The organism is Pantoea sp. MBD-2R (assembly GCF_039134845.1).
Classification (GTDB): domain Bacteria; phylum Pseudomonadota; class Gammaproteobacteria; order Enterobacterales; family Enterobacteriaceae; genus Erwinia.
In genome coordinates this window covers 2,398,610-2,418,863 of sequence record NZ_CP152417.1, presented here as the reverse complement: position 1 = coordinate 2,418,863, position 20,254 = coordinate 2,398,610, and the positions used below count along the sequence as shown (strand labels likewise).

18 protein-coding genes are annotated in these 20,254 nt (G+C 53.3%); 13 read left to right on the top strand and 5 right to left on the bottom strand.

The features are described from left to right. Window positions 1-309 precede the first annotated feature (309 nt). Window positions 310-1,842, top strand: coding sequence for a Re/Si-specific NAD(P)(+) transhydrogenase subunit alpha (gene pntA / locus AAGQ96_RS11065; RefSeq protein ID WP_147198045.1), 1,533 nt, complete (start codon window positions 310-312; stop codon window positions 1,840-1,842). A gap of 10 nt (window positions 1,843-1,852) precedes the next feature. Continuing rightward, window positions 1,853-3,241, top strand: coding sequence for a Re/Si-specific NAD(P)(+) transhydrogenase subunit beta (pntB, locus tag AAGQ96_RS11060; RefSeq protein WP_342753565.1), 1,389 nt, complete (start codon window positions 1,853-1,855; stop codon window positions 3,239-3,241). Window positions 3,242-3,285: 44 nt separating this feature from the next. Here pntB and uspE read toward each other — a convergent pair whose 3' ends face one another. Further along, window positions 3,286-4,236 carry a universal stress protein UspE gene (uspE, locus tag AAGQ96_RS11055; RefSeq protein ID WP_342753564.1) on the bottom strand — a complete coding sequence of 317 codons (951 nt, stop codon included), beginning with the start codon at window positions 4,234-4,236 and terminating at the stop codon, window positions 3,286-3,288. Between the two features lie 261 nt (window positions 4,237-4,497). Next, window positions 4,498-5,253, bottom strand: a complete 756-nt coding sequence (locus AAGQ96_RS11050) for an FNR family transcription factor (RefSeq protein ID WP_147198039.1) — start codon at window positions 5,251-5,253, stop codon at window positions 4,498-4,500. Window positions 5,254-5,594: 341 nt separating this feature from the next. On the opposite strand from AAGQ96_RS11050, the gene smrA reads away from it, so the two are divergent. Beyond that, window positions 5,595-6,161, top strand: a complete 567-nt coding sequence (gene smrA, locus AAGQ96_RS11045; protein WP_342755553.1) for a DNA endonuclease SmrA — start codon at window positions 5,595-5,597, stop codon at window positions 6,159-6,161. Here the strand turns inward: smrA and AAGQ96_RS11040 are convergent. After that, window positions 6,158-7,087: a LysR substrate-binding domain-containing protein gene (locus AAGQ96_RS11040; RefSeq protein WP_147198037.1), complete on the bottom strand. Its 930-nt coding sequence runs from the start codon at window positions 7,085-7,087 to the stop codon at window positions 6,158-6,160. The two genes, smrA and AAGQ96_RS11040, sit on opposite strands and share 4 nt — an antisense overlap. A gap of 311 nt (window positions 7,088-7,398) precedes the next feature. Here AAGQ96_RS11040 and AAGQ96_RS11035 point away from each other — a divergent pair, with 311 nt between their 5' ends. From AAGQ96_RS11035 to AAGQ96_RS11025, 3 genes are all read left to right on the top strand, one after another. Further along, window positions 7,399-8,730: an aromatic acid/H+ symport family MFS transporter gene (locus AAGQ96_RS11035; protein WP_147198035.1), complete on the top strand. Its 1,332-nt coding sequence runs from the start codon at window positions 7,399-7,401 to the stop codon at window positions 8,728-8,730. A 211-nt stretch (window positions 8,731-8,941) separates the two neighbouring features. After that, complete coding sequence (locus AAGQ96_RS11030) at window positions 8,942-10,474, top strand: carboxylesterase/lipase family protein (protein WP_342753563.1); 1,533 nt, start codon at window positions 8,942-8,944, stop codon at window positions 10,472-10,474. Window positions 10,475-10,692: 218 nt separating this feature from the next. Next, the gene (locus tag AAGQ96_RS11025) at window positions 10,693-12,345 is read left to right on the top strand and encodes a methyl-accepting chemotaxis protein (RefSeq protein ID WP_147198031.1); all 1,653 of its coding nucleotides are present in this window, start codon (window positions 10,693-10,695) and stop codon (window positions 12,343-12,345) included. Window positions 12,346-12,400: 55 nt separating this feature from the next. On the opposite strand, the gene pepT is transcribed toward AAGQ96_RS11025, so the two are convergent. Together pepT and AAGQ96_RS11015 are read right to left on the bottom strand one after the other, a co-directional pair. Then, complete coding sequence (gene pepT / locus AAGQ96_RS11020) at window positions 12,401-13,633, bottom strand: peptidase T (RefSeq protein WP_342753562.1); 1,233 nt, start codon at window positions 13,631-13,633, stop codon at window positions 12,401-12,403. Window positions 13,634-14,175: 542 nt separating this feature from the next. Continuing rightward, window positions 14,176-14,355, bottom strand: coding sequence for a DUF2158 domain-containing protein (locus tag AAGQ96_RS11015; RefSeq protein ID WP_342753561.1), 180 nt, complete (start codon window positions 14,353-14,355; stop codon window positions 14,176-14,178). A 125-nt stretch (window positions 14,356-14,480) separates the two neighbouring features. Between AAGQ96_RS11015 and AAGQ96_RS11010 the strand changes: the two genes are divergently transcribed. The 7 genes from AAGQ96_RS11010 (at window position 14,481) to AAGQ96_RS10980 (ending at window position 20,248) form a co-directional block, all read left to right on the top strand. Further along, complete coding sequence (locus tag AAGQ96_RS11010) at window positions 14,481-14,909, top strand: OsmC family protein (protein WP_342753560.1); 429 nt, start codon at window positions 14,481-14,483, stop codon at window positions 14,907-14,909. Between the two features lie 179 nt (window positions 14,910-15,088). Further along, window positions 15,089-16,681, top strand: coding sequence for an ABC transporter substrate-binding protein (locus AAGQ96_RS11005; RefSeq protein ID WP_342753559.1), 1,593 nt, complete (start codon window positions 15,089-15,091; stop codon window positions 16,679-16,681). A 255-nt stretch (window positions 16,682-16,936) separates the two neighbouring features. Further along, window positions 16,937-18,046 (top strand): 1-propanol dehydrogenase PduQ, encoded by a 1,110-nt coding sequence (locus AAGQ96_RS11000; RefSeq protein ID WP_342753558.1) that lies wholly within the window; start codon window positions 16,937-16,939, stop codon window positions 18,044-18,046. Between the two features lie 15 nt (window positions 18,047-18,061). Further along, window positions 18,062-18,721 carry a phosphate propanoyltransferase gene (gene pduL / locus AAGQ96_RS10995; RefSeq protein ID WP_342753557.1) on the top strand — a complete coding sequence of 220 codons (660 nt, stop codon included), beginning with the start codon at window positions 18,062-18,064 and terminating at the stop codon, window positions 18,719-18,721. Window position 18,722: 1 nt separating this feature from the next. Continuing rightward, the gene (locus AAGQ96_RS10990) at window positions 18,723-19,430 is read left to right on the top strand and encodes a hypothetical protein (RefSeq protein ID WP_342753556.1); all 708 of its coding nucleotides are present in this window, start codon (window positions 18,723-18,725) and stop codon (window positions 19,428-19,430) included. Window positions 19,431-19,439: 9 nt separating this feature from the next. Next, on the top strand, window positions 19,440-19,739 hold the full coding sequence (locus AAGQ96_RS10985) for a EutN/CcmL family microcompartment protein (RefSeq protein ID WP_147198015.1): 300 nt from the start codon (window positions 19,440-19,442) through the stop codon (window positions 19,737-19,739). A 2-nt stretch (window positions 19,740-19,741) separates the two neighbouring features. Further along, the gene (locus AAGQ96_RS10980; RefSeq protein ID WP_342753555.1) at window positions 19,742-20,248 is read left to right on the top strand and encodes a heme-binding protein; all 507 of its coding nucleotides are present in this window, start codon (window positions 19,742-19,744) and stop codon (window positions 20,246-20,248) included. Window positions 20,249-20,254 lie beyond the last annotated feature (6 nt).

Genomic DNA, 20,254 nt, shown 5'->3' with positions numbered 1-20,254 from the left:
GCGGTAATTAATATTACTAATATCGTTAATTCTTTGTTAAATCTACGGTTTTTAACCGGCACCAGAAACGTTAAGCTGCGTGTCAGCTAGCAGATTCTGCCGGTTTGTCATCTAAATTAAGACTGAAAATTGTAGATTTGCCATCTGTATCCAGTTTTTTACCGTTAAAACCGTTATTCGGGCCAGGTGCGTCTGGATTGAAGGACATAATTTCAGTAGTTTATAAACAGTTTGAAACAGACTGTGCCCCGGCTATCCGTTCGGGGCAGTGTGCACTCATCTCTATCACTTCTGATGTAAGGGAATAATATGCTGATTGGAATAACCAAAGAGCGGTTGCCCAACGAAGCGCGAGTTGCAGCAACGCCGAAAACGGTTGAGCAACTGCGGGCTTTGGGCTTCAGCGTGGCCATTGAAAAAGGCGCTGGCAAAGCAGCCAGCTTTGACGATGCGGCCTATGTCGCTGCTGGCGCGACGCTGACTGACAGCGCTGAGGTCTGGCAGTCTGATATTGTGATGAAAGTTAACGCGCCGACGGACGAAGAGATTGCGCTGGCTCGTGAAGGCAGCACGTTGGTGAGCTTTATCTGGCCCGCTCAGAATCCTGAACTGCTGGAGAAGCTCGCAGCGCGCAAAGTGACCGTGATGTCGATGGATGCGGTGCCGCGTATTTCACGCGCGCAGTCGCTCGACGCGCTCAGCTCCATGGCTAACATCGCGGGTTATCGCGCCATCGTTGAGGCCGCGCATGAGTTTGGCCGCTTCTTTACCGGGCAGATTACCGCAGCGGGCAAAGTACCTCCGGCAAAAGTTATGGTGATTGGCGCAGGCGTAGCCGGTCTGGCCGCCATTGGTGCCGCCGGCAGCCTGGGCGCCATCGTTCGTGCCTTTGATACCCGTCCGGAAGTTAAAGAACAGGTGCAGAGTATGGGCGCCGAGTTCCTTGAACTCGATTTTGAAGAGGAAGCGGGCAGCGGCGACGGCTATGCCAAAGTGATGTCCGAAGCCTTTATTAAAGCTGAAATGGCGCTGTTTGCAGCTCAGGCGGAAGAGGTGGACATTATTGTCACCACCGCGTTGATCCCTGGCCGACCCGCACCGAAACTGATCACCGCTGACATGGTGGCTTCAATGAAACCGGGCAGCGTGGTTGTCGATCTGGCCGCTCAAACCGGCGGGAACTGTGAGCTGACGGTGGCTGACAAGATCGTGACCACTGACAACGGCGTGAAGATCATTGGCTATACCGATCTGCCAAGCCGTTTGCCGACCCAGTCATCTCAGCTGTATGGCACCAATCTGGTCAACCTGCTGAAGCTGCTGTGCAAAGAGAAAAACGGTGAAATCAGCGTCGATTTTGAAGATGTGGTGATTCGCGGCGTAACGGTTGTCCGTGATGGCGAAATTACCTGGCCTGCGCCACCCATTCAGGTCTCCGCCGCGCCAAAAGCCGCGCCAGCTGCGGCGAAAGCGGCAGATAAGGTCGAAGAGAAACCCGCTTCACCTTTCCGCAAATATGCGCTTTTCGCCCTGGCTATCATCCTGTTTGGCTGGTTCGCCAACGTAGCACCGCCTGCTTTCCTGTCACACTTCACCGTCTTCGCACTCTCTTGTGTGGTGGGTTACTACGTGGTCTGGAACGTCAGCCATGCGCTGCACACGCCGCTGATGTCGGTAACGAATGCGATCTCCGGCATCATTGTTGTCGGTGCCGTACTGCAAATTGGCCATGGCGGCTGGGTAAGCTTCCTGTCGTTTATCGCCGTGCTGATTGCCAGCATCAATATTTTCGGTGGTTTCACCGTCACTCAGCGCATGCTGAAAATGTTTCGTAAAAACTAAGGGGTAATCAATGTCTGGCGGATTAGTGACTGCAGCATACATTGTTGCCGCAATTTTATTTATATGCAGCCTTGCGGGGCTGTCGAAGCATGAAACCTCTAAGCAGGGGAACCTGTTTGGTATTGCCGGGATGGCTATCGCGCTGCTGGCAACCATTCTTGGCCCGTACAGCAGCAGCGTTGGCTGGGTTCTGCTGGCTATGGTGATCGGTGGCGCTATCGGCGTCCGTCTGGCGAAAAAAGTCGAAATGACGGAAATGCCGGAGCTGGTGGCGATTTTGCATAGCTTCGTTGGCCTTGCTGCGGTACTGGTTGGCTTTAACAGCTACCTTGACCACGAGCCGGGGCTGGATGTGGTACTGGAAAACATCCACCTGACCGAAGTCTTTGTGGGGATCTTTATCGGTGCCGTTACCTTTACCGGTTCGCTGGTAGCTTATGGAAAGCTGTGTGGGAAGCTTTCATCTCGCCCCCTGGCGTTGCCGCATCGTCACAAGCTTAACCTGCTGGCGCTGGTGGTTTCACTCTGCCTGCTGATTATCTTTGTGCGCACTGAGAGTACCGGCGTGCAGGGCTTTGCGCTGTTCCTGATGACGCTGATTGCGCTGGCTTTTGGCTGGCATCTGGTGGCGTCGATTGGCGGTGCGGATATGCCGGTGGTGGTTTCAATGCTGAACTCCTATTCAGGATGGGCAGCCGCGGCCGCGGGCTTTATGCTCAGCAACGACCTGCTGATTGTTACAGGTGCCCTGGTTGGCTCAAGCGGTGCGATCCTCTCTTACATTATGTGTAAAGCGATGAACCGCTCGTTTGTTAGCGTAATTGCCGGTGGTTTTGGCACCGACAGCAGCTCAACGGGTGAGGGTGAAGAAGTGGGTGAGCATCGCGAAATTGATGTTCAGGGCACGGCGGAACTGTTGAAAAACTCGTCATCAGTGATTATCACCCCAGGCTACGGCATGGCGGTGGCACAGGCGCAATATCCGGTTGCCGAAATCACCGAGAAACTGCGCAAAATGGGCATTAAAGTGCGCTTCGGTATTCACCCGGTTGCGGGACGTCTGCCAGGCCATATGAACGTGCTGCTGGCGGAAGCTCGCGTGCCTTATGATATCGTGCTGGAAATGGACGAAATCAACGATGACTTCAGCGATACCGATACCGTGCTGGTGATTGGCGCTAACGACACCGTTAACCCGGCCGCGCAGGAAGATCCGCGTAGTCCGATTGCGGGCATGCCGGTTCTGGAAGTGTGGAAGGCGCAAAACGTGGTGGTCTTTAAGCGTTCAATGAATACCGGCTATGCCGGTGTGCAAAACCCGCTGTTCTTCAAAGAGAATACCCAGATGCTGTTCGGCGATGCAAAAGCCACCGTCGACGCTATTCTGAAAGCGTTATAACGTCCTTAAAGGCCGGGCTTTCCCCGGCCTTTCTTCTTCTTCCGTCAATCGTCCTCGTCGTCGTCCAGTTCGACCGGGGAAGTAAAACCTTCAGGCTTGATTGCCAGCAGATCGCAACGCAGATGGTCAATAACCTGCTCGGCCGTGTTCCCCAAAAAGGCGGCAGAGAGGCCGGTACGTCCAATCGTTCCCAACACCACCACGCCGGCATCAAGATGACTGGCGAGGCTTGGGATCACCTCTTCCGGCAGTCCTTTATCAACGTGGGTGTATTTTTCATCAATACTGAATTTTTGCCTTAACGCTTTCATTGCCAGCAGGTGCTGCCCGCGAATCGCGTCGTTGTACACGCTCGGATCAAAGTCTGGCAGTTCAATCGCAATATTGATGGGGGTAACGGGGTAGGCTCCCACCAGGTGAACCTCTGTATGATTGACCAGTTCCGCCAGTTCCAGCGTCTCCTTCACCAGCCTGGTATTCAGAGGATCGTGATGAGGCTCGTCACTCGCCAGGTTTACCGCCACGACGGCTTTGCCGCCTTCAGGCCAGGGCTGGTCTTTTACCATCCAGACCGGGCAAGGGCATTTACGCAACAGATGCCAGTCGGTTGGTGTAAATACCACGGCCTGAAGCCGGTCATGCTGATGGGCCATTTTCAGCAACAGATCGTAGCCGCCATCCAGCACTTCCTGAATAATCGCTTCGAAAGGCCGGTTGTGCCAGATGACCTTCACTTCAATGTTTACGCCTGCCTCAAGATAGGCCTTAGCCTGCTCGCGGATCCATTCAGTACGCTGGCTGACAACGCCTTTGCGCATGGTAGTCCGTTCGTCAGGGGAAAGCAGCGTGGTCATCTCGTAGGAAAAGTCATAGATAGGCAAAAAAGCCGTGATGCGGCCACCGAGACGCTGGTTAAGATAAACAGCGCGGCGAAGCGCAGGCTGGTCGTCCTGCTGCGGGTCGATCGCCACGAGAATGTTTTGATACTTAGCCATAACGGGTTCTCCATACGCTATGCGTGTCAGATTAAAAGATAGCCCAATCATAGCGGGAGGAGAAACAAAAAGTCACTGTCAGATCAATATTATAACAATTAAAGCTTCTCTCAGACGGCGAGTGCGATAAGGCTCGCATTCTTACCTCGAAGCTCACTGAAAGCGTTCATTTTTATTTATCTGTTGAAGAAGGACATAACGAAGAGGGAGAGGAAAACAGGGAGAAGGGAGTGCCGGATCTGAGCGACCCGGCAGTAAAAATCAGGCGATGGCGCGGCTCTGGCCTGCCAGCATCGACAGCTCATCGTGATTTTCAATGGTGATGTATTTACCTTTTACGGCCAGCATGCCGCTTTTCTGGAATCGGCCCAGCAGTCGGCTGATTGTTTCAACTGTCAGTCCAAGATAGTTGCCGATATCGCCGCGTGTCATGGTCAGACGAAACTCACGCTGAGAAAAGCCGCGCTCGCCAAACCGACGGGACAGGCCGTAAATAAAGGCCGCCAGACGCTCTTCCGCATTCTTCTTGGACAGCAGCAGAATCATCTCCTGATCGCCTTTAATTTCGCCGCTCATCAGACGCATCATTTGCTGACGCAGGCTGGGCATTTTTCCGGAGAGGTCGTCCAGCGTTTCGAATGGAATTTCGCAAACCATCGCGGTTTCCAGCGCCTGAGAGAAGCTCGGATGCTGACCCACGCTGATAGCATCAAATCCCACCAGGTCACCGGCAAGATGGAAGCCGGTAATCTGCTCATCACCCTGTTCGGTAATGGTGTAGCTCTTTATGCTCCCGGAACGAATCGCATACAGCGACTTGAGTTCATCGCCCGCTTTAAACAGCGTTTGGCCTTTCTGGATTGGCTTTTTGCGCTCGATAATATTATCCAACTGATCGAGTTCGTGCTCGTTCAGCGTGAAGGGAATACAGAGCTGGCTGATGCTGCAATCCTGACAGTGAATCGCACAACCGCCAGACTGTATACGTCTGTTGATGACACGCTTTTCCGGGATCATAGTAGTGGCTCGAGTGATTATTGATTGAGGTCAATTTTAACACTTTTTAGTCACTAAAGTGAACTCATCACGCGTGATTTATCCCTGGAAAAGCCAGGGATGTCATGTTTAGTGACATTCCGTTTAAAAATCCATCTAAAAACAAACTTTCCTTCTGCTTGTCGATTATTGGTTACATAACCAGTGTTTCATCGCAACTTTTTTGCCGGAACCAGCGGTTTACGCTGTCCGAACGATCTGCCGTATTCAACGCGCGTTCCGGGCTGAATTTTTGCTAAACTACCGCGGTGGGTTGTGTCACCACATCATCATTTATCTGTTGCCACCGGGGGACCCGTATGATGAGCCTTAAAGATGAAGATCTGTTCAAAGACGCGATGGAAGACGTCACGCCGCTGAAGGATTGCGCAAATATCCACTGGTTGAAATCCCCCTCACCAAAATCTCCCCGCGCATTTGAAGATGATGCGCAGCTGGACAATCCGCTGACCAGCGGCTTTCTGAATGTTATTCCCCTTAGCTTGCCACTGGAGTACAAAGCGGAGGGGATCCAACAGGGCGTGCTGGATAAGCTGCGGCAGGGGAAATATCCGCTTGATGCCAGTCTTAATCTTCTGCGTCAGCCGGTCGAAACCTGCCGACAGTCCCTTTACAGTTTCATGCTCCAGGCACAACGAGGTAACTTTCGTAACTTACTGATTATTCATGGTAAAGGGCGAGAGGATGACGCTCATGCCAATATTGTGCGCAGCTATCTGGCACGCTGGCTGCCACAGTTTGAGCAGGTGCAAGCCTTTTGCAGTGCACAGCGTCATCATGGCGGCAGCGGAGCCTGCTATGTTGGCCTGAAAAAAAGCGAGCAGGCGCGTCTGGAAAATCGCGAGCGCCATGCCAAGCGCAGTCGCTAAGCGCAGTCCGCAGAGGTTTTACGGGTAACAGCCATCAACACTTCGGCACTGAGGCTGAGCGGCGCGCCGGAGCGGGTGATAATACCGACCGGTTCGCCAGGCCCGTGTGAGGCAATCGGCAGGGCGGTGAGAGAACGGTGCATCAAATCTTCTTTAACCGCGCCGGAAGGAACAAACCAGACATAGTTATAACGGAGCGCCAGCTGGCGCGCGAGAGACGTGGCTGAGGTTTCAACCAGCGTGCCGGGGAGCTGGCAACCCTGTGCCTCCAGCATCGCTTCCGCCAGCCGTCTGGGCGCGGTGCCTTCCGGTGAGATCACCACCGGCCAGCTCATGGCTCGTGAGAGCGTGACGTTGTCACGCAGGAGCGGATGATCCGGGCCTACCACCAGCCTTAACGACTCAAGGAAAAGCAGTTCATAAGTCAGGCCCGCCATCATATCCAGATCGGCCATACGGCCAATGCCAACATCAAACTCGCCTGCCTTCAGGCCAGCCAGCAAGACATTGTTATGCAATGTCGCTACCTGCACGACAGTCTGTGGCTGCTGCAAATGAAAACGTTCAAGGATTGACGGCAGCATGCCCAGCGCGACGGTGGTTAAAACGCCAACGCGCAATACATCAGGCTGCTGCGGTTTTGCAGGGCTGAAAGATTGTCCGGCATGGTTGAGCGCATCCAGAATACGGACGGCATGAATGAGAAACTGCTCGCCCATAACGGTAAGCTGAGCGCCTAAACGACCGCGTTCAAGCAGCCTTGCTCCCACCAGCTCTTCCAGTTCGTTAAGCGTTTTAGAAAGCGCTGGCTGACTGAGAGAAAGGACTTCTGCGGCACGCCCCAGCGTTCCTTGCTGAGCGACGGCGACAAAAGTATGCAGATGGCGCAGGCGAATGCGCTGGTTAAACAGATAATTTTTTTCCATATCCCAGAGTAGTCAGCGAGGCGGGTAGCAGGCAAGCCTCTGTAAAGATAAATGTTAACCATATTGCAAAACTTAATTAACATTAGCCCGCTTTTCCATAACCTCCACCCTTAGCTGACTGGCTAAATCATCAGTTAAAGCGATAGATGCCCCCAATGTCCTTGAGGATGCTCGCTTTTTTATGCCAAATCGCAGCAGAAAAGCACATAATTTTGCAGCCAGAGCGCCCGACGATCCGTTATGATAGCCGACACTTTTTTCAGGAACCGACAGCCAGCTTATCTGTGCAACCCTGGCTATGGAGCGCTAACGTGGAGAGTATCGCTGCGACAGATGTGCGTGCCTTGATCAACGAAGGCAGCATCAGCCGCTATCAGCAAAGAATTATTGCCCTCTGTTTTGCAGTGGTAGCAATGGATGGAATGGACATTGCGTTAATGGGCTTTATTGCGCCGGCGTTAAAAACGTCATGGGGCGTAAGCACCACTCAGTTGGGCGTGGTCATCAGCGCTGCGCTGATCGGTTTGGCGCTGGGGGCGATGTTTGCAGGGCCGTTGGCAGACCGCTTTGGTCGCCGGGTGATCATTATTAGCAGCGTGTTTTTCTTTGGTTTATGGACGCTGGCCACCGCCTTCTCACAAAATCTCGATCAAATGATGCTGTTCCGCTTCCTGACCGGGCTTGGACTGGGAGCGGCAATGCCCAATGTTGGCACGCTGGTGGCGGAATACTCTCCCGAACGCAAACGCGCTTTCATTATTACCGTGGTGTTCTGCGGCTTCACCTTTGGCGCGGCAGGTGGAGGCTTTGCGGCTTCCTGGTTAATCCCTAACTTTGGCTGGCACGCCGTGCTGGTGCTGGGCGGCCTGTTGCCGATGCTGATTGTGCCGATGCTGCTGAAATGGCTACCTGAATCCGTGCGTTTCCTGCTTGCCCGCCAGGCGCCTCCCCAACAGATTCGCCAGATCGTTGAGAAAATGGCGCCTGGTCAGGTTCGTCACGACTGTGAATTTGCAATGGATGAAAAAGCCCAGCGTCAGGGCGCAGTAAAACTGGTGTTAACCCGACCTTATCTGCTCGGCAGTACGCTGCTGTGGGGCAGCTATTTTATGGGGCTGTTTCTGGTCTATCTGATCGGAAGCTGGTTACCGTCGCTGGTAAAAGATATGGGGATGACCGTTACCGAGGCGGCGTTGGTCACGGCGATGTATCAGGCCGGCGGAACGGTAGGTTCGCTCTTTGCCGGTTGGGTAATGGATCGTTTTAACGCTAACCTGGCGCTGGCGGCGATCTATTTCACCGGCGCTATCGCGACCGTCGCCATTGGCTATGCGCCGGCAGAAACGCTGATCCTCAGCCTGATTGCCTTCTGTAGCGGCTTCTGTCTGAACGGAGCCAATACCGGCATGAACGCGCTTTCCGCCAGCTATTATCCCACGCATGCCAGGGCCACAGGTTCCAGCTGGATGCATGGCGTAGGGCGAATGGGCGCCATACTCAGCGCGTTTGCCGGTGCGCAGATGCTCTCTATGGGCTGGCATATCACCGAGGTCTTTACCAGCCTGGCGATCCCGGCGGTATTGACCTCGCTGATGCTGTTGGCGAAAAGCCGTTATGGCCATACACGAGTCGGGCAGGCGTAATTTTACCGGCGAGAAAGCAGAATGTCCGTCTCCGGATGCAGAGCGCGTCCGGCTGATAAACCTGTTGAATTATCGGGATTTATATTCCCTGCCGCCCAGTTAAAAATGAGACTGGGGTAAGCATAATCTGTAAATGACCGCCAGTGTTGGACAAAGGTTTCCAGTCTGCAAATAATAGTCGACAGGCTATTAATGGCGTAATGACAGAATAATGAAAAACGAGCAATTGTTAAGGATTGGTACGGCTGAAGGAGCGTTACGCGGACGCCTGGAAGAGGGAATTTTTGTTTTTCGGGGAATTCCCTACGCTGCACCGCCAACCGGCAAACTGCGCTGGCAGCCGCCTAAACCCGTTCAGCCATGGCAGGGCGAGCGGGATGCCATCCAGTGGTCTGCCGCCAGCTGGCAAAACCGGGATTATTGCGTCGCCGTGGGTGGCGGAGATCCGGGCGTTTTCAGTGAGGATTGTCTTTATCTTAACGTCTGGACGCCTGAAACCGAGCCATCAAAGCCTTTGCCCGTGATGGTCTGGATCCACGGGGGCGGCTTCAGTATCGGGGCGGGTGGATTAACGCCCTACATTGGCGCGCCGCTGGCATCGCAAGGTGTGGTGGTCGTTACCCTGAATTACCGGCTGGGGCATCTGGGCTTTTTCGCCCATCCGGCGTTGGATAAAGAGTATCCCGTTGGCGAAGTCGTCAATAACTTCGCCTTACTCGATCAAATTGCTGCGCTGCAATGGGTTCAACGCAATATCGATTCATTTGGCGGCGACAGGCATAACGTCACTATTTTTGGTGAATCCTCCGGCGCCCGCAGCGTTCTGTCACTTTTCGCCTCGCCGCTGGCCGTCGGCCTGTTTCATAAGGGGATTGCGCAAAGTCCTTATGCGCTCCCCGATATTCCACGGGAAACGGCGCTGAAAACCGGTGAAAAACTTAGTCATCATTTTAACCTGACGAACGCCACCGCCGAACAGCTTCGCGCTTTGCCTGCTGAAGCTTTCTGGCCGCTCGATCCCGCTTTTGCTAACGGGCCGGTTGCCATCGCGGGCGATCGGGTATTACCGCAGCCGGTGCTGGATGTCTTTAACGCTTCCCGTCAGCAAAAGCTGCCGCTGATGATTGGCAGCAACAGTGATGAAGCCAGCGTGCTCAACTATTTTGGCGTCAATCCGGGAAAAATAATCAAAGAGCTACGCCATGCACGGCGTCCGGGACTGCGGTTAAAGCTAATCCGTATGTTATACGACGGCGTTTATGACGACGATCGGCTGGGCAGGCTGGTGGCAAGGGATGTCACTTTTACCACGATGGGATACGTCGTCGCCCTTTCTCAGCATCGCATTGGGGTCCCTGTCTGGCGTTACTATTTTGATTACGTTTCAGAAAACTCGCGGGATATCTATCCTGAGGGTACCTGGCACGGCAACGAAATCCCCTACGTATTCAATACGCTGGATGCGCTTGCCTCGACGATGGGTAAACGGCCATTTACCGATAATGACCGTCTTTTTGCCCGAAAGGTCAGCGAATACTGGCTGAACTTTGCCAGAGAGGCGAGTGTTTTTTCCCATCAGCTGCCGGGAGAACTGAGCTGGCCCGCCTGGCAGCCCTGGGCGGATAAAGTCATGCGTTTTGGCGAAAAAGGCGAGGCGGGCCTGAAGCTGGAAAATCGCTTTATGCGTCGTCGCACCCAGCTGTTTCGGCTGTTAATGAAACACATGGTGCGTCTGAAACGCTAAATTGTTAACAAACCAATTTCACCAGGAGATTTTTCCAGGTGCCATACCCGGCAAAAAAAGCTGATTTAGCAACGACTTAACATTATTTTCCGTTTCGTAACATAATGAATATCAAGAAATAATTACTCAGTATTTTTGTCATGATGCCGATAATCCTCGGTAAGCGTCCGACCTCATGGACGACATTATCGGCTTTATTACATCGTTACGGAGTAGTTATGAATTTGCTAAAAAACTTTACCATCCGCAGCGTGATGCTTTGGATTCTCGGGCTGTTTTGCCTGATGTGGACCGGGGTTGGAATTTACAGCGTTTCCTCATTAAATTCACTGGGCAAGGGAAATGAAGTTGACCGCCTGCTGGTCAACCAAATGACGACGCTCAGTAAAGGCAACGATCAATATTTTCGTTTTATTACCCGACTGACGCGTGCCGTCGAATCTCGCCAGGCGGGAAGCGCAACGGCACCGGCTGATATGGCATCCGCTCAGAAAGCGCTGGATAACATGACCAAACTGCTGGCGGACTTTAAAGCCGAAGCACCAGGTCCACTGAATGCCAGCCTTGCTACAGCGGTCATCGAAAGCTGGCAGAAACTGTTGGAAGAGGGCGTCCTGCCGCAGATGCGCCTGGCGCAGCAGCCGGTACTGGACGATTTCCGTCGCCATGCCGCTTCCGTAACGCCGCCGCTTAGCCGTGCATTTGGTGCCAGCGTTGACAAGTTCAACGTTGCCGCAGGCGATAAGCTTGATATAACCCGCGTGACTGTCGATCGTCTGACCGATATGACCAAGCTGGTTATCGTGTTGGCGGTTGTCGCGGGTTTGCTGATTTTGCTGTTTACCGATCGCTATCTGGTCAAAATGCTGGTTCGTCCGCTGGACGGCATGCGCGAACATTTCCGCCGCATTGCCGATGGCGATCTCAGCCATCCGCTGGAAGATATTGGTCGTAACTGCGTTGGCAAACTGGTGCCTCTGTTGAGTGCCATGCAGGACAGCTTGCGTGAGGCGGTCAGCTCCATCCGTAGCGGCACAGATAATATCTATCGCGGCGCCGCTGAAATTTCTTCCGGCAATAACGACCTTTCTTCGCGTACCGAACAGCAGGCCGCTGCGCTGGAACAGACGGCAGCCAGTATGGAACAGCTGACTGCTACAGTGAAATTCAATGCCGACAACGCCCGTCAGGCGAGTGAGCTGGCACAGAGCGCTTCCGCGACCGCCAGCAAAGGCGGCAAGCTGGTTAGCGATGTGGTCAGCACGATGCAGGGTATTTCCGGCAGTTCGCATAAAATTGCCGAAATCACCAGCGTGATTAACAGTATCGCTTTCCAGACCAATATCCTGGCGCTGAACGCGGCGGTGGAAGCGGCAAGAGCCGGTGAGCAGGGTCGTGGCTTTGCCGTGGTCGCCAGCGAAGTACGTAACCTGGCGCAGCGCAGCGCCGGTGCGGCAAAAGAGATTGAAACGCTGATTGCCGACTCGGTGAGCCGCGTGAGTAACGGTTCCAAACTGGTTGGCGAAGCGGGCAGCACCATGGATGAAATGCTGAAAGCCGTGGCGGAAGTGGTTGAAATCATGAAGCAGATCGCCTCAGCCTCTGAAGAGCAGAGCAAAGGTATTTCGCAGATTGGCACCGCGATTACGGAAATGGATAGCGTGACGCAGCAGAACGCCTCGCTGGTGGAAGAAGTTTCCACAGCGGCCAGCGCGCTGGAACGTCAGACCGAAGAACTGACGCTGTCCGTCTCTAAATTCCGTCTTTCTGCTGACAGCCCGGCAAGAAGCCCGGCACCGGTTCGTGCCGTTGCTGCTGCTGCTCGCCCGCTGGCGGCAAAAGCGGCTGCTGACGACTGGGTTTCATTCTGATTCAACGCGCGGGAAGTTCGCTTCCCGCAATTTGATTTTTGCCGGTGAAGTGAGATTATTCCGCCGCCAGCCGACACAGTTTTTCCGCAACAAGATACGACTTCACAAACGACGGTACCGGTAAAAACTCGAATTTTGAGTGAAAATTATGCGCACCGGTAAAGAAGTTTGGCGTTAGCAAACCCTTTGCTGACAACGCGGCACCGTCCGTGCCACCCCGCATCGGCGTCACTTTCGGCGCAATATCCAGCGCTTTAAGCGCGGCAAACAGCAAATCAATCGCCCGGCGATCCTCGCCAATAGCATTACTGATATTGCTGTAGATATCGGTCAGGTTAAATTCGACCTTTCCAGTGGGATATTTTGCAGCAACGCTGGCGCTGACCTCGGCAATCTGCTGTTTACGCTGGGTAAACGAGGCCAGATCAAAGTCGCGAACGGATGCTTTGAGCCGCGCCTGGCTGGCATTGGCGGTCATATCATTAAACCAGACATAACCCTCGCGTCCTTCGGTATGCTCGGGCGTCTGCTGACGATCGAACTCAGCGACAAAATCCAGCGCCATCAGCAGCGGGTTGACCAACACGCCTTTGCCGGACATCGGATGCGCCGTCACGCCGGTAAAGACGATTTCTGCCGCTGCCGCATTGAAGTTTTCATACACCACTTCGCCCAGCTCGCAGCAGTCAATGGTATAAGCGAAATCCACGTTAAAACGCGTCTCCAGATCGAGCGCTTTGGCACCGCGCAGGCCGATCTCTTCATCAGGTACAAAGGCCACCACAATATCGCCATGCGGCGTGTCATCCTGCAAATTTTCCATCAGCGTCATTACCACGCTGACGGCGGCTTTGTTATCTGCACCGAGCACGCTGGTGCCGTCGCTGAAGATAATTTCCTGCCCCTGATAGGCGGCGATTTCCGGATGTTCATCAACGCGCAGCCAGATATCCTGCTGCTGATTTAAACAGAGATCCTGACCTTCAAAACGCAGCGTTTGCGGATGGATATGAGGTGAAAGCCCCACGTCTACGGTGTCAATATGGGTGATAAAGCCGATGCGTGGCGCATTCGGGCGATTACCGGGTTTAACCGCCGTTACCGTCGCGTGCTCATCAATAACAATCTCTTTCAGTCCTAACGCACGCAGCTCTTCAGCCAGCAGTTTGGCCATATCATGCTGCTCTGGCGTGCTGGGTAACTGAGTGGAAACCGCGTTGCTTTGGCTGGTGACGGCCAGATAACGATAGAAACGCGTGCATAACTGGCTGGATAAATCCTGAATCATGCTGTTTTCCTGATTTGAATGAAGTCGTTCAGCGAATATAGCCTACTCTTTTTAGAGGGAAAAGGGCTATTGCGCTTGTCTATTTTTGTTTATTTTAACTTTCTCACCTGTTTTTTATTCTACACGCTTCGATTTGCATCATTAATTCCTAATTTATCACGGTGATAATTGAGATAAACAAGCAGAAAGGTGAAAGGTATATTCGCCATGATGCAGCGCAAGTAAAAATATTTATGAAGTCCTTTTTCAGGACTGTTTATTATATTTTAATGTTAAATTAATACCATTCATCGGGTAAGTAACAGCGGTCATGTTGTTTTACCGTAACAGAATGTTGAACTGGATATCCAGATTGTCTGTTCAGGTGTTTCGCAGGCGTACGAAGCGATTGAAAACCTGCAGGTGGTTGCTTACGGTAATACCGCTATGATCGTCAATGGCCGGAAAATGAATAAAAACCGTTATCGTTAAGGTGAATAACAGGCTGCCCGGTAAGATGGGCAGCTTGTGTTAACCGAATATTTTATGCTGCCTGCCGGGATTCAGCAGACGCCGAAGTCGCCTTCTTCGTGATAGAGGTTTACCGAGCTGGTGGGGACCTCAATTTCTTTTTTCTCTTTGTCATCCACTCTGGCGCAGTAGAGCGTGTCGCCTTTCACCTCTAACACCACCATTTTAGGCCCGCCAGTTTTGCTTTGTACTACATCATCTACGTTAAACATTGTGGTTCTCCTGTTAGTCTTCTTTTATTAACGGTCAGCTATTGAGCATTTGCAAGCCGTTCCCCGGCAAAGTCGTAAAAAGCCACTATACTGAAAACTCATCACTAATAAACGGGAGGATTTTCATGACCATTCATAAGAAAGGGCAGGCGCATTGGGAAGGCGATATCAAAAAAGGTAAGGGGACCATCAGCACCGAAAGCGGCGCGCTGAAAGAGCAACCTTACGGTTTTAATACCCGTTTTGAAGGCAAGCCAGGCACCAACCCTGAAGAGTTGATTGGCGCTGCGCATTCGGCCTGTTTTTCTATGGCACTGTCGCTGATGCTTGGCAATGAAGGCCTGGTGCCGGAAAGCATCGATACCGTCGCTGACGTTTCGCTTGATAAAGTCGGCGAAGGCTTCAAAATCACTAAAGTCGCGTTGCAGAGCAAGATTAAACTGCCTGGCGTGGACAGCGCTAAATTTGATGAAATCATCAATAAAGCCAAAGAAGGCTGCCCGGTGTCGCAGCTGCTGAACACTGAAATTACACTCGACTATACCCTGAATTAATGCCCGAGTAAGATACCCTGCCGCCCGGCAGGGTATTTCGTTAATCGCTATCCCCCTAAAATCCTGAAATATAATCAAAATGTATGAAGATCATCCCATTTTGACTCTGGTTCTGCGCTTCGCCAGCGTTTAGATTACTCTCTGTACAAACAGGAATAATCGACAACGAGAGGATGGCGATGAAAAAGTTGGGACTCAGAATGACCATGGCCGCACTGACGCTGGCCGTTGCTTCAGGCGCATCCGCGAAGACGTTAGTCTTTTGTTCGGAAGGTTCGCCGGAAAACTTCAATCCGCAGCTGTTTACCTCGGGTACCAGCGTGGACGCCAGCGCGGTGCCCATCTACAACCGGCTGGTGGATTTTAAACCGGGCACCACTGAACTGATCCCCAGCTTAGCGGAGTCGTGGGATATCAGCGCCGACGGCACCGTTTACACTTTTCATCTGCGTAAAGGCGTTAAATTCCACACTACGAAGCTGTTTAAACCCACCAGAGATTTTAATGCCGATGACGTGATTTTCTCGTTTATGCGGCAAAAAGACGTCAACAATCCTTACCATAACGTTTCCAACGGGACTTACGCTAACTTTGAAAGTCTGGAGTTCGGTACGCTGCTGAAAAAAATAGAAAAAGTTGATGAGCACAGCGTGCGTTTTACCCTTGCACATGCCGAAGCGCCGTTTCTGGCTGATTTAGGCTGGTACTTCGCCTCTGTTCTCTCCGCCGAGTATGCCGATGCGATGCTGAAGGCGGGCACGCCGGAAAAGGTCGACCAGCAGCCGGTGGGAACCGGGCCTTTCGAGCTGGTGCAGTACCAAAAGGATTCCCGCATTCTCTATCGCGCCTTCCCGCAATACTGGCAGGGCAAAGCAAAGCTGGATCGGCTGGTTTTCTCTATCACGCCGGATGCCTCAGTCCGTTTGGCGAAGCTTGAGAAAAACGAGTGTCAGGTCATGCCGTTTCCGAACCCCGCCGATCTGCCACGGATGAAAGAGAACACGTCAGTCACGTTAATGCAGAAGGCGGGCCTGAACACCGGTTTCCTGGCTTTTAATACGCAAAAAGCGCCGCTGGATAACCTGAAGGTGCGCCAGGCGCTGACCATGGCAATTAATAAACCGGCGATTATTCAGGCGGTTTTCCAGGGAACCGGAACCGTAGCAAAAAACCTGCTGCCGCCTGATGTCTGGAGCGCGGACAACGCGCTGAAAGATTACGCTTACGATCCACAGCAGGCCAAAATCCTCCTTCAGCAGGCGGGCATCAAGCCCGGCACCACTATTGAGCTGTGGGCGATGCCGGTTCAGCGGCCTTACAATCCCAATGCCCGGCGCATGGCGGAAATGATTCAGGCTGACTGGGCCAATGTCGGTATCAACGCGAAAATTGTCAGCTTTGAATGGGGTGAATATCTCAAACGGGTGAAAAATGGCGAACACCAGGCCGCGCTGATGGGCTGGACCACGGCGACCGGCGACCCGGATAATTTCTTTGGCCCTCTGTTTAGCTGTACGTCGGCGAACGGCGGCTCGAATTCCTCCAAATGGTGCTACAAGCCTTTCGATACGGTGATTACGCAGGCTCGTGCCGAGCAGGATCACAATAAACGTATTGAATTATACCGTCAGGCGCAGCAGATTATGCACGACCAGGCGCCCGCGGTGATGATTGCCCATTCGACCATTTTCGAACCGGTCAGAAAAGAAGTGAGCGGCTATCAGGTCGATCCCTTTGGTAAACATATTTTCTATCAGGTGGATTTGAAATAAAGCTGCCCGCCGGGGAAAAAGCACGCCCTGCGCGATAACCGGCGCAGGGCAGTATATATCGACAAAACCCGCTGCTTCGTCAGTCAATACGCCTGTACTTCCTCTGCATTATTTTGTCAGTTACCAAACCGACAGCACAATTTAATCCGCTCTCCGCGCAAGCAATCGTAGTTTGTCCTTCCTCCGTTAGTGCTAATTTAATCCGCAGTCTCCTCGCCAGAAACGTCAGAACAGCCGCCTGAGGAAGTTGAGAACATGGTTTGTCATCTGCTATCCATACCTGATATTTATTTCGGTGAAAAAGCGATTCACTCATTACAACGCCTCGACGCCTGCAAGGTGGGCATTGTCACCGATGCATTTATGGTGTCATCAGGAAAAACGCAGTCTTTGATTGAGGCAATGCCACGCGCTTCAGTCTGTATTTATGCGGATGTCAGGCCGGATCCCGATGTGGAAATCGTGAAGGCCGGAGCCGCACGTTTTAATGACTTCAAACCCGACGTGATTATTGCGCTTGGCGGCGGATCCTCGCTGGATGCGGCAAAAGCCATTAAGGTGACGCTTGAAGAGATGGGCAGCGACATTGAGCTGATTGCTATTCCCACTACCAGTGGTTCAGGCTCAGAAGCCACCGCTTATGCAGTTATCTCCGACCCGGAAAATGGGCGAAAATATCCGCTGGTTACGGCGAATATCCTGCCCGACAGTGCGATTCTGGATCCTCAACTGGTGCTTAGCGTCCCCCGAGAGGTGGCGACAGATACAGGGATGGACGTGCTGACGCATGCTATTGAGGCACTGGTTTCCACGGGGGCTAATGATTTCAGTGATGCTTTTGCCGAGAAAGCGATTGCCCTGACCGTCAAATATTTACCCGACGTGTTTTATCAGGAAAAAAATATTAAGGCGCGGATACGAATGCATCACGCGGCCTGTCTGGCCGGAATGGCATTTAATTCCTCCGGGCTGGGTTTGGTCCACGGTATGGCGCATGCTATTGGCGGGATGCTGCATATTCCGCATGGCAGAATTAACGCAATGCTGCTGCCGAAAATTATTGCCTATAACTGCGCGACGCAAAATCCAGTAATAACGGAGCGTTACCTGAGATGCGCAAAAATAATGGGGATCGACACGGATAACGATCGTCATGCAGTTGGCAAATTAATCGATCATATTCGCGATCTGAATCAGCAGTTTGCTATTCCCGAAACGCTCACTGAATACGGTATTACACGGGAGAATATTTGCCGGCTGCGTCAGTCAGTTATTTCTGCGGCCTTAGCCGATGCCTGTACCCTGTCGAATCCGCGCACGCCCACGGCTCAGGATATTGACCGCTTGCTGACAGAAATCTCTTAACAAGGACAGAAAAGAATGAACCATTGCCCGCAGGCCTTAACGCTTACCCGACAAATTATGCAGGAGCTGTCTGCAACAGCGGGAATTCAGCCCACAAGGCTGGCTATTCCGGTAGGGATTTCCAATCGTCATCTGCATCTCAGCCTGGCGGATATGGAAACGCTGTTTGGCTATGGCGCAACGTTAACGCGGATGAAAGCAGTGAAGCAGCCCGGACAATTTGCCGCCGATCAGACGGTTACGCTACATGGCCCTAAAGGCGATATCGCCGGCGTACGGGTGCTGGGGCCGCTGCGCACCACCACCCAAATTGAAATTTCCATTGCCGACAGCTTTGTGCTGGGCGTGAAAGCGCCGGTGCGGATGTCCGGTGAACTTCAGGAGTCCGCAGGCATTGAGATCCTTGGCCCTCGCGGGCGAGTGCAGGCAAAGCGCGGGACCATTGTTGCCTGGCGGCATCTGCATATTTCACCGCAGCAAGCCGCACAGCACAAATTATCTGATGGCATGGAGATCGACATTGAAGCGGCCGGCCCACGCGGCGGCATTATGCGACATGTGCGGGTGCGTGTCAGTGAGGATGCGGTACTGGAACTGCATATAGATCGGGAAGAAGCGAACGGTTTTGGGCTGCATAACGGCGATATCGTTCACCGCTGGCAGCAGGCGTGCTGACATGGCTGAGGCGCGGAAAGAGAGCAGGCCGCAGACGTTTGCGCACCGTCTGGACGCGATAATCAGCCAGGTCCTCAGCGCGCACAGGCAGGTACAGCCCGGACGCCTGCAAATCGTGATGACCGGCGGCGAAATCGAGAGCCTGTCAGGCAGCCTGAAGTGCCTTGAAGCGCTGCACCGTGCAGGCTATCAGCTGCGAATTGCCTTCTCACACAGCGCCAGTCAGTCCGCTGTAAAGGCAGGCTGCCAGCTGTGGAACCTTAAGCGGGGAGGCGCGGCACGGTTTGAAAACCCCCGCATCCAGTCACAGCCCGCTGATTTTATTTTGCTTTTTTTGCCGTCGCTGTCGCTGAACAGCCTGATGAAAATCGCGTCGGGCCTGCGAGACAACATGGCCTGCGAGTGGGTTTTTTATGCGCTCGGCAGGCAGAAAAAGGTGATCGCCACGCTCGGCCCGGAATGCACTGCAACATGGCTTCCTTCCGCGCTCCGGGCCTTGATCGCCCGGCATATTGCCACCCTGCAACAGTATGGTGTGGTTGTTAAGGGAAGCCAGCCCGTGGAAAGAAAAGATCGCCTGATCGCACTGCGGGACGTGCGGCTTATGACACCAGGGCAAAGCCTGTATCTCGATCGGAACACGTTAATTACCCCGGCTGCCCGGGACGAGCTTCGACGGTGGAATATCAGCGTTATTCAGGGACGTTAAGGGGAAACGATGTATCTGGCAAAAGTTACCGGCGCGCTGGTCTCCACCAGTAAGCACGCCTCACTCAACGGGGCTAAGTTGCTGGTCGTTGCGCGGCTGAATGAACACTATCTTCCTACGGGGTATGCCCAGGTTGCAGTGGACTGCGTGGGTGCCGGAAATGGCGAAGTCGTTATCGTCACCACCGGCACTTCCGCCAGGATGAGCAACGCGACAGACCATTCGGTGATTGATGCGGCAGTGGTTGGCATCGTGGATTCATTAAAAATGCATGATGCGTCAACACAAGGGAAGCAGGATGAGGAATAAAGATGATCGATTATAAGGGTTCTGAGGCCCCCAGGCTTGAAGTTTGCATTGATACTGCTATCGCCAGCCATACAGCCCGGCCAAAAACCGGTCTGAATCTCGATGACGCGGCATGGCTGGCCCACGCCGTACGTGAGGAGGCCGAGGCCCGGCAGGTGCCGGTAGTCTTCAGTCTGGTGGATGCCCACGGTCATCAGCGCTATTTCTTTAGCATGGAAGAGGCGTTGCTGATTAGCCACCGACTGGCTCCGCAGAAAGCCTGGACGGCGGTAGCGCTGAAAATGGCGACGCACGAGCTCGGCAGACAGGTTCAGCCCGCAATGGGGCTGCACGCGCTGGCAGCTGACCCAGGGATATGCTGGCTGGGAGGCGGACTGCCGTGCTGGTCACAGGGGCAATTACTGGGCGGTATTGGCGTTAGCGGCGGAACAGCTGAACAGGATATCGCCATTGCCCGTGCGGCGATTCTCCGCTTTAGCGCCAGTCGTTACCCGCTGGTTTCGGCTTAGTTTTCT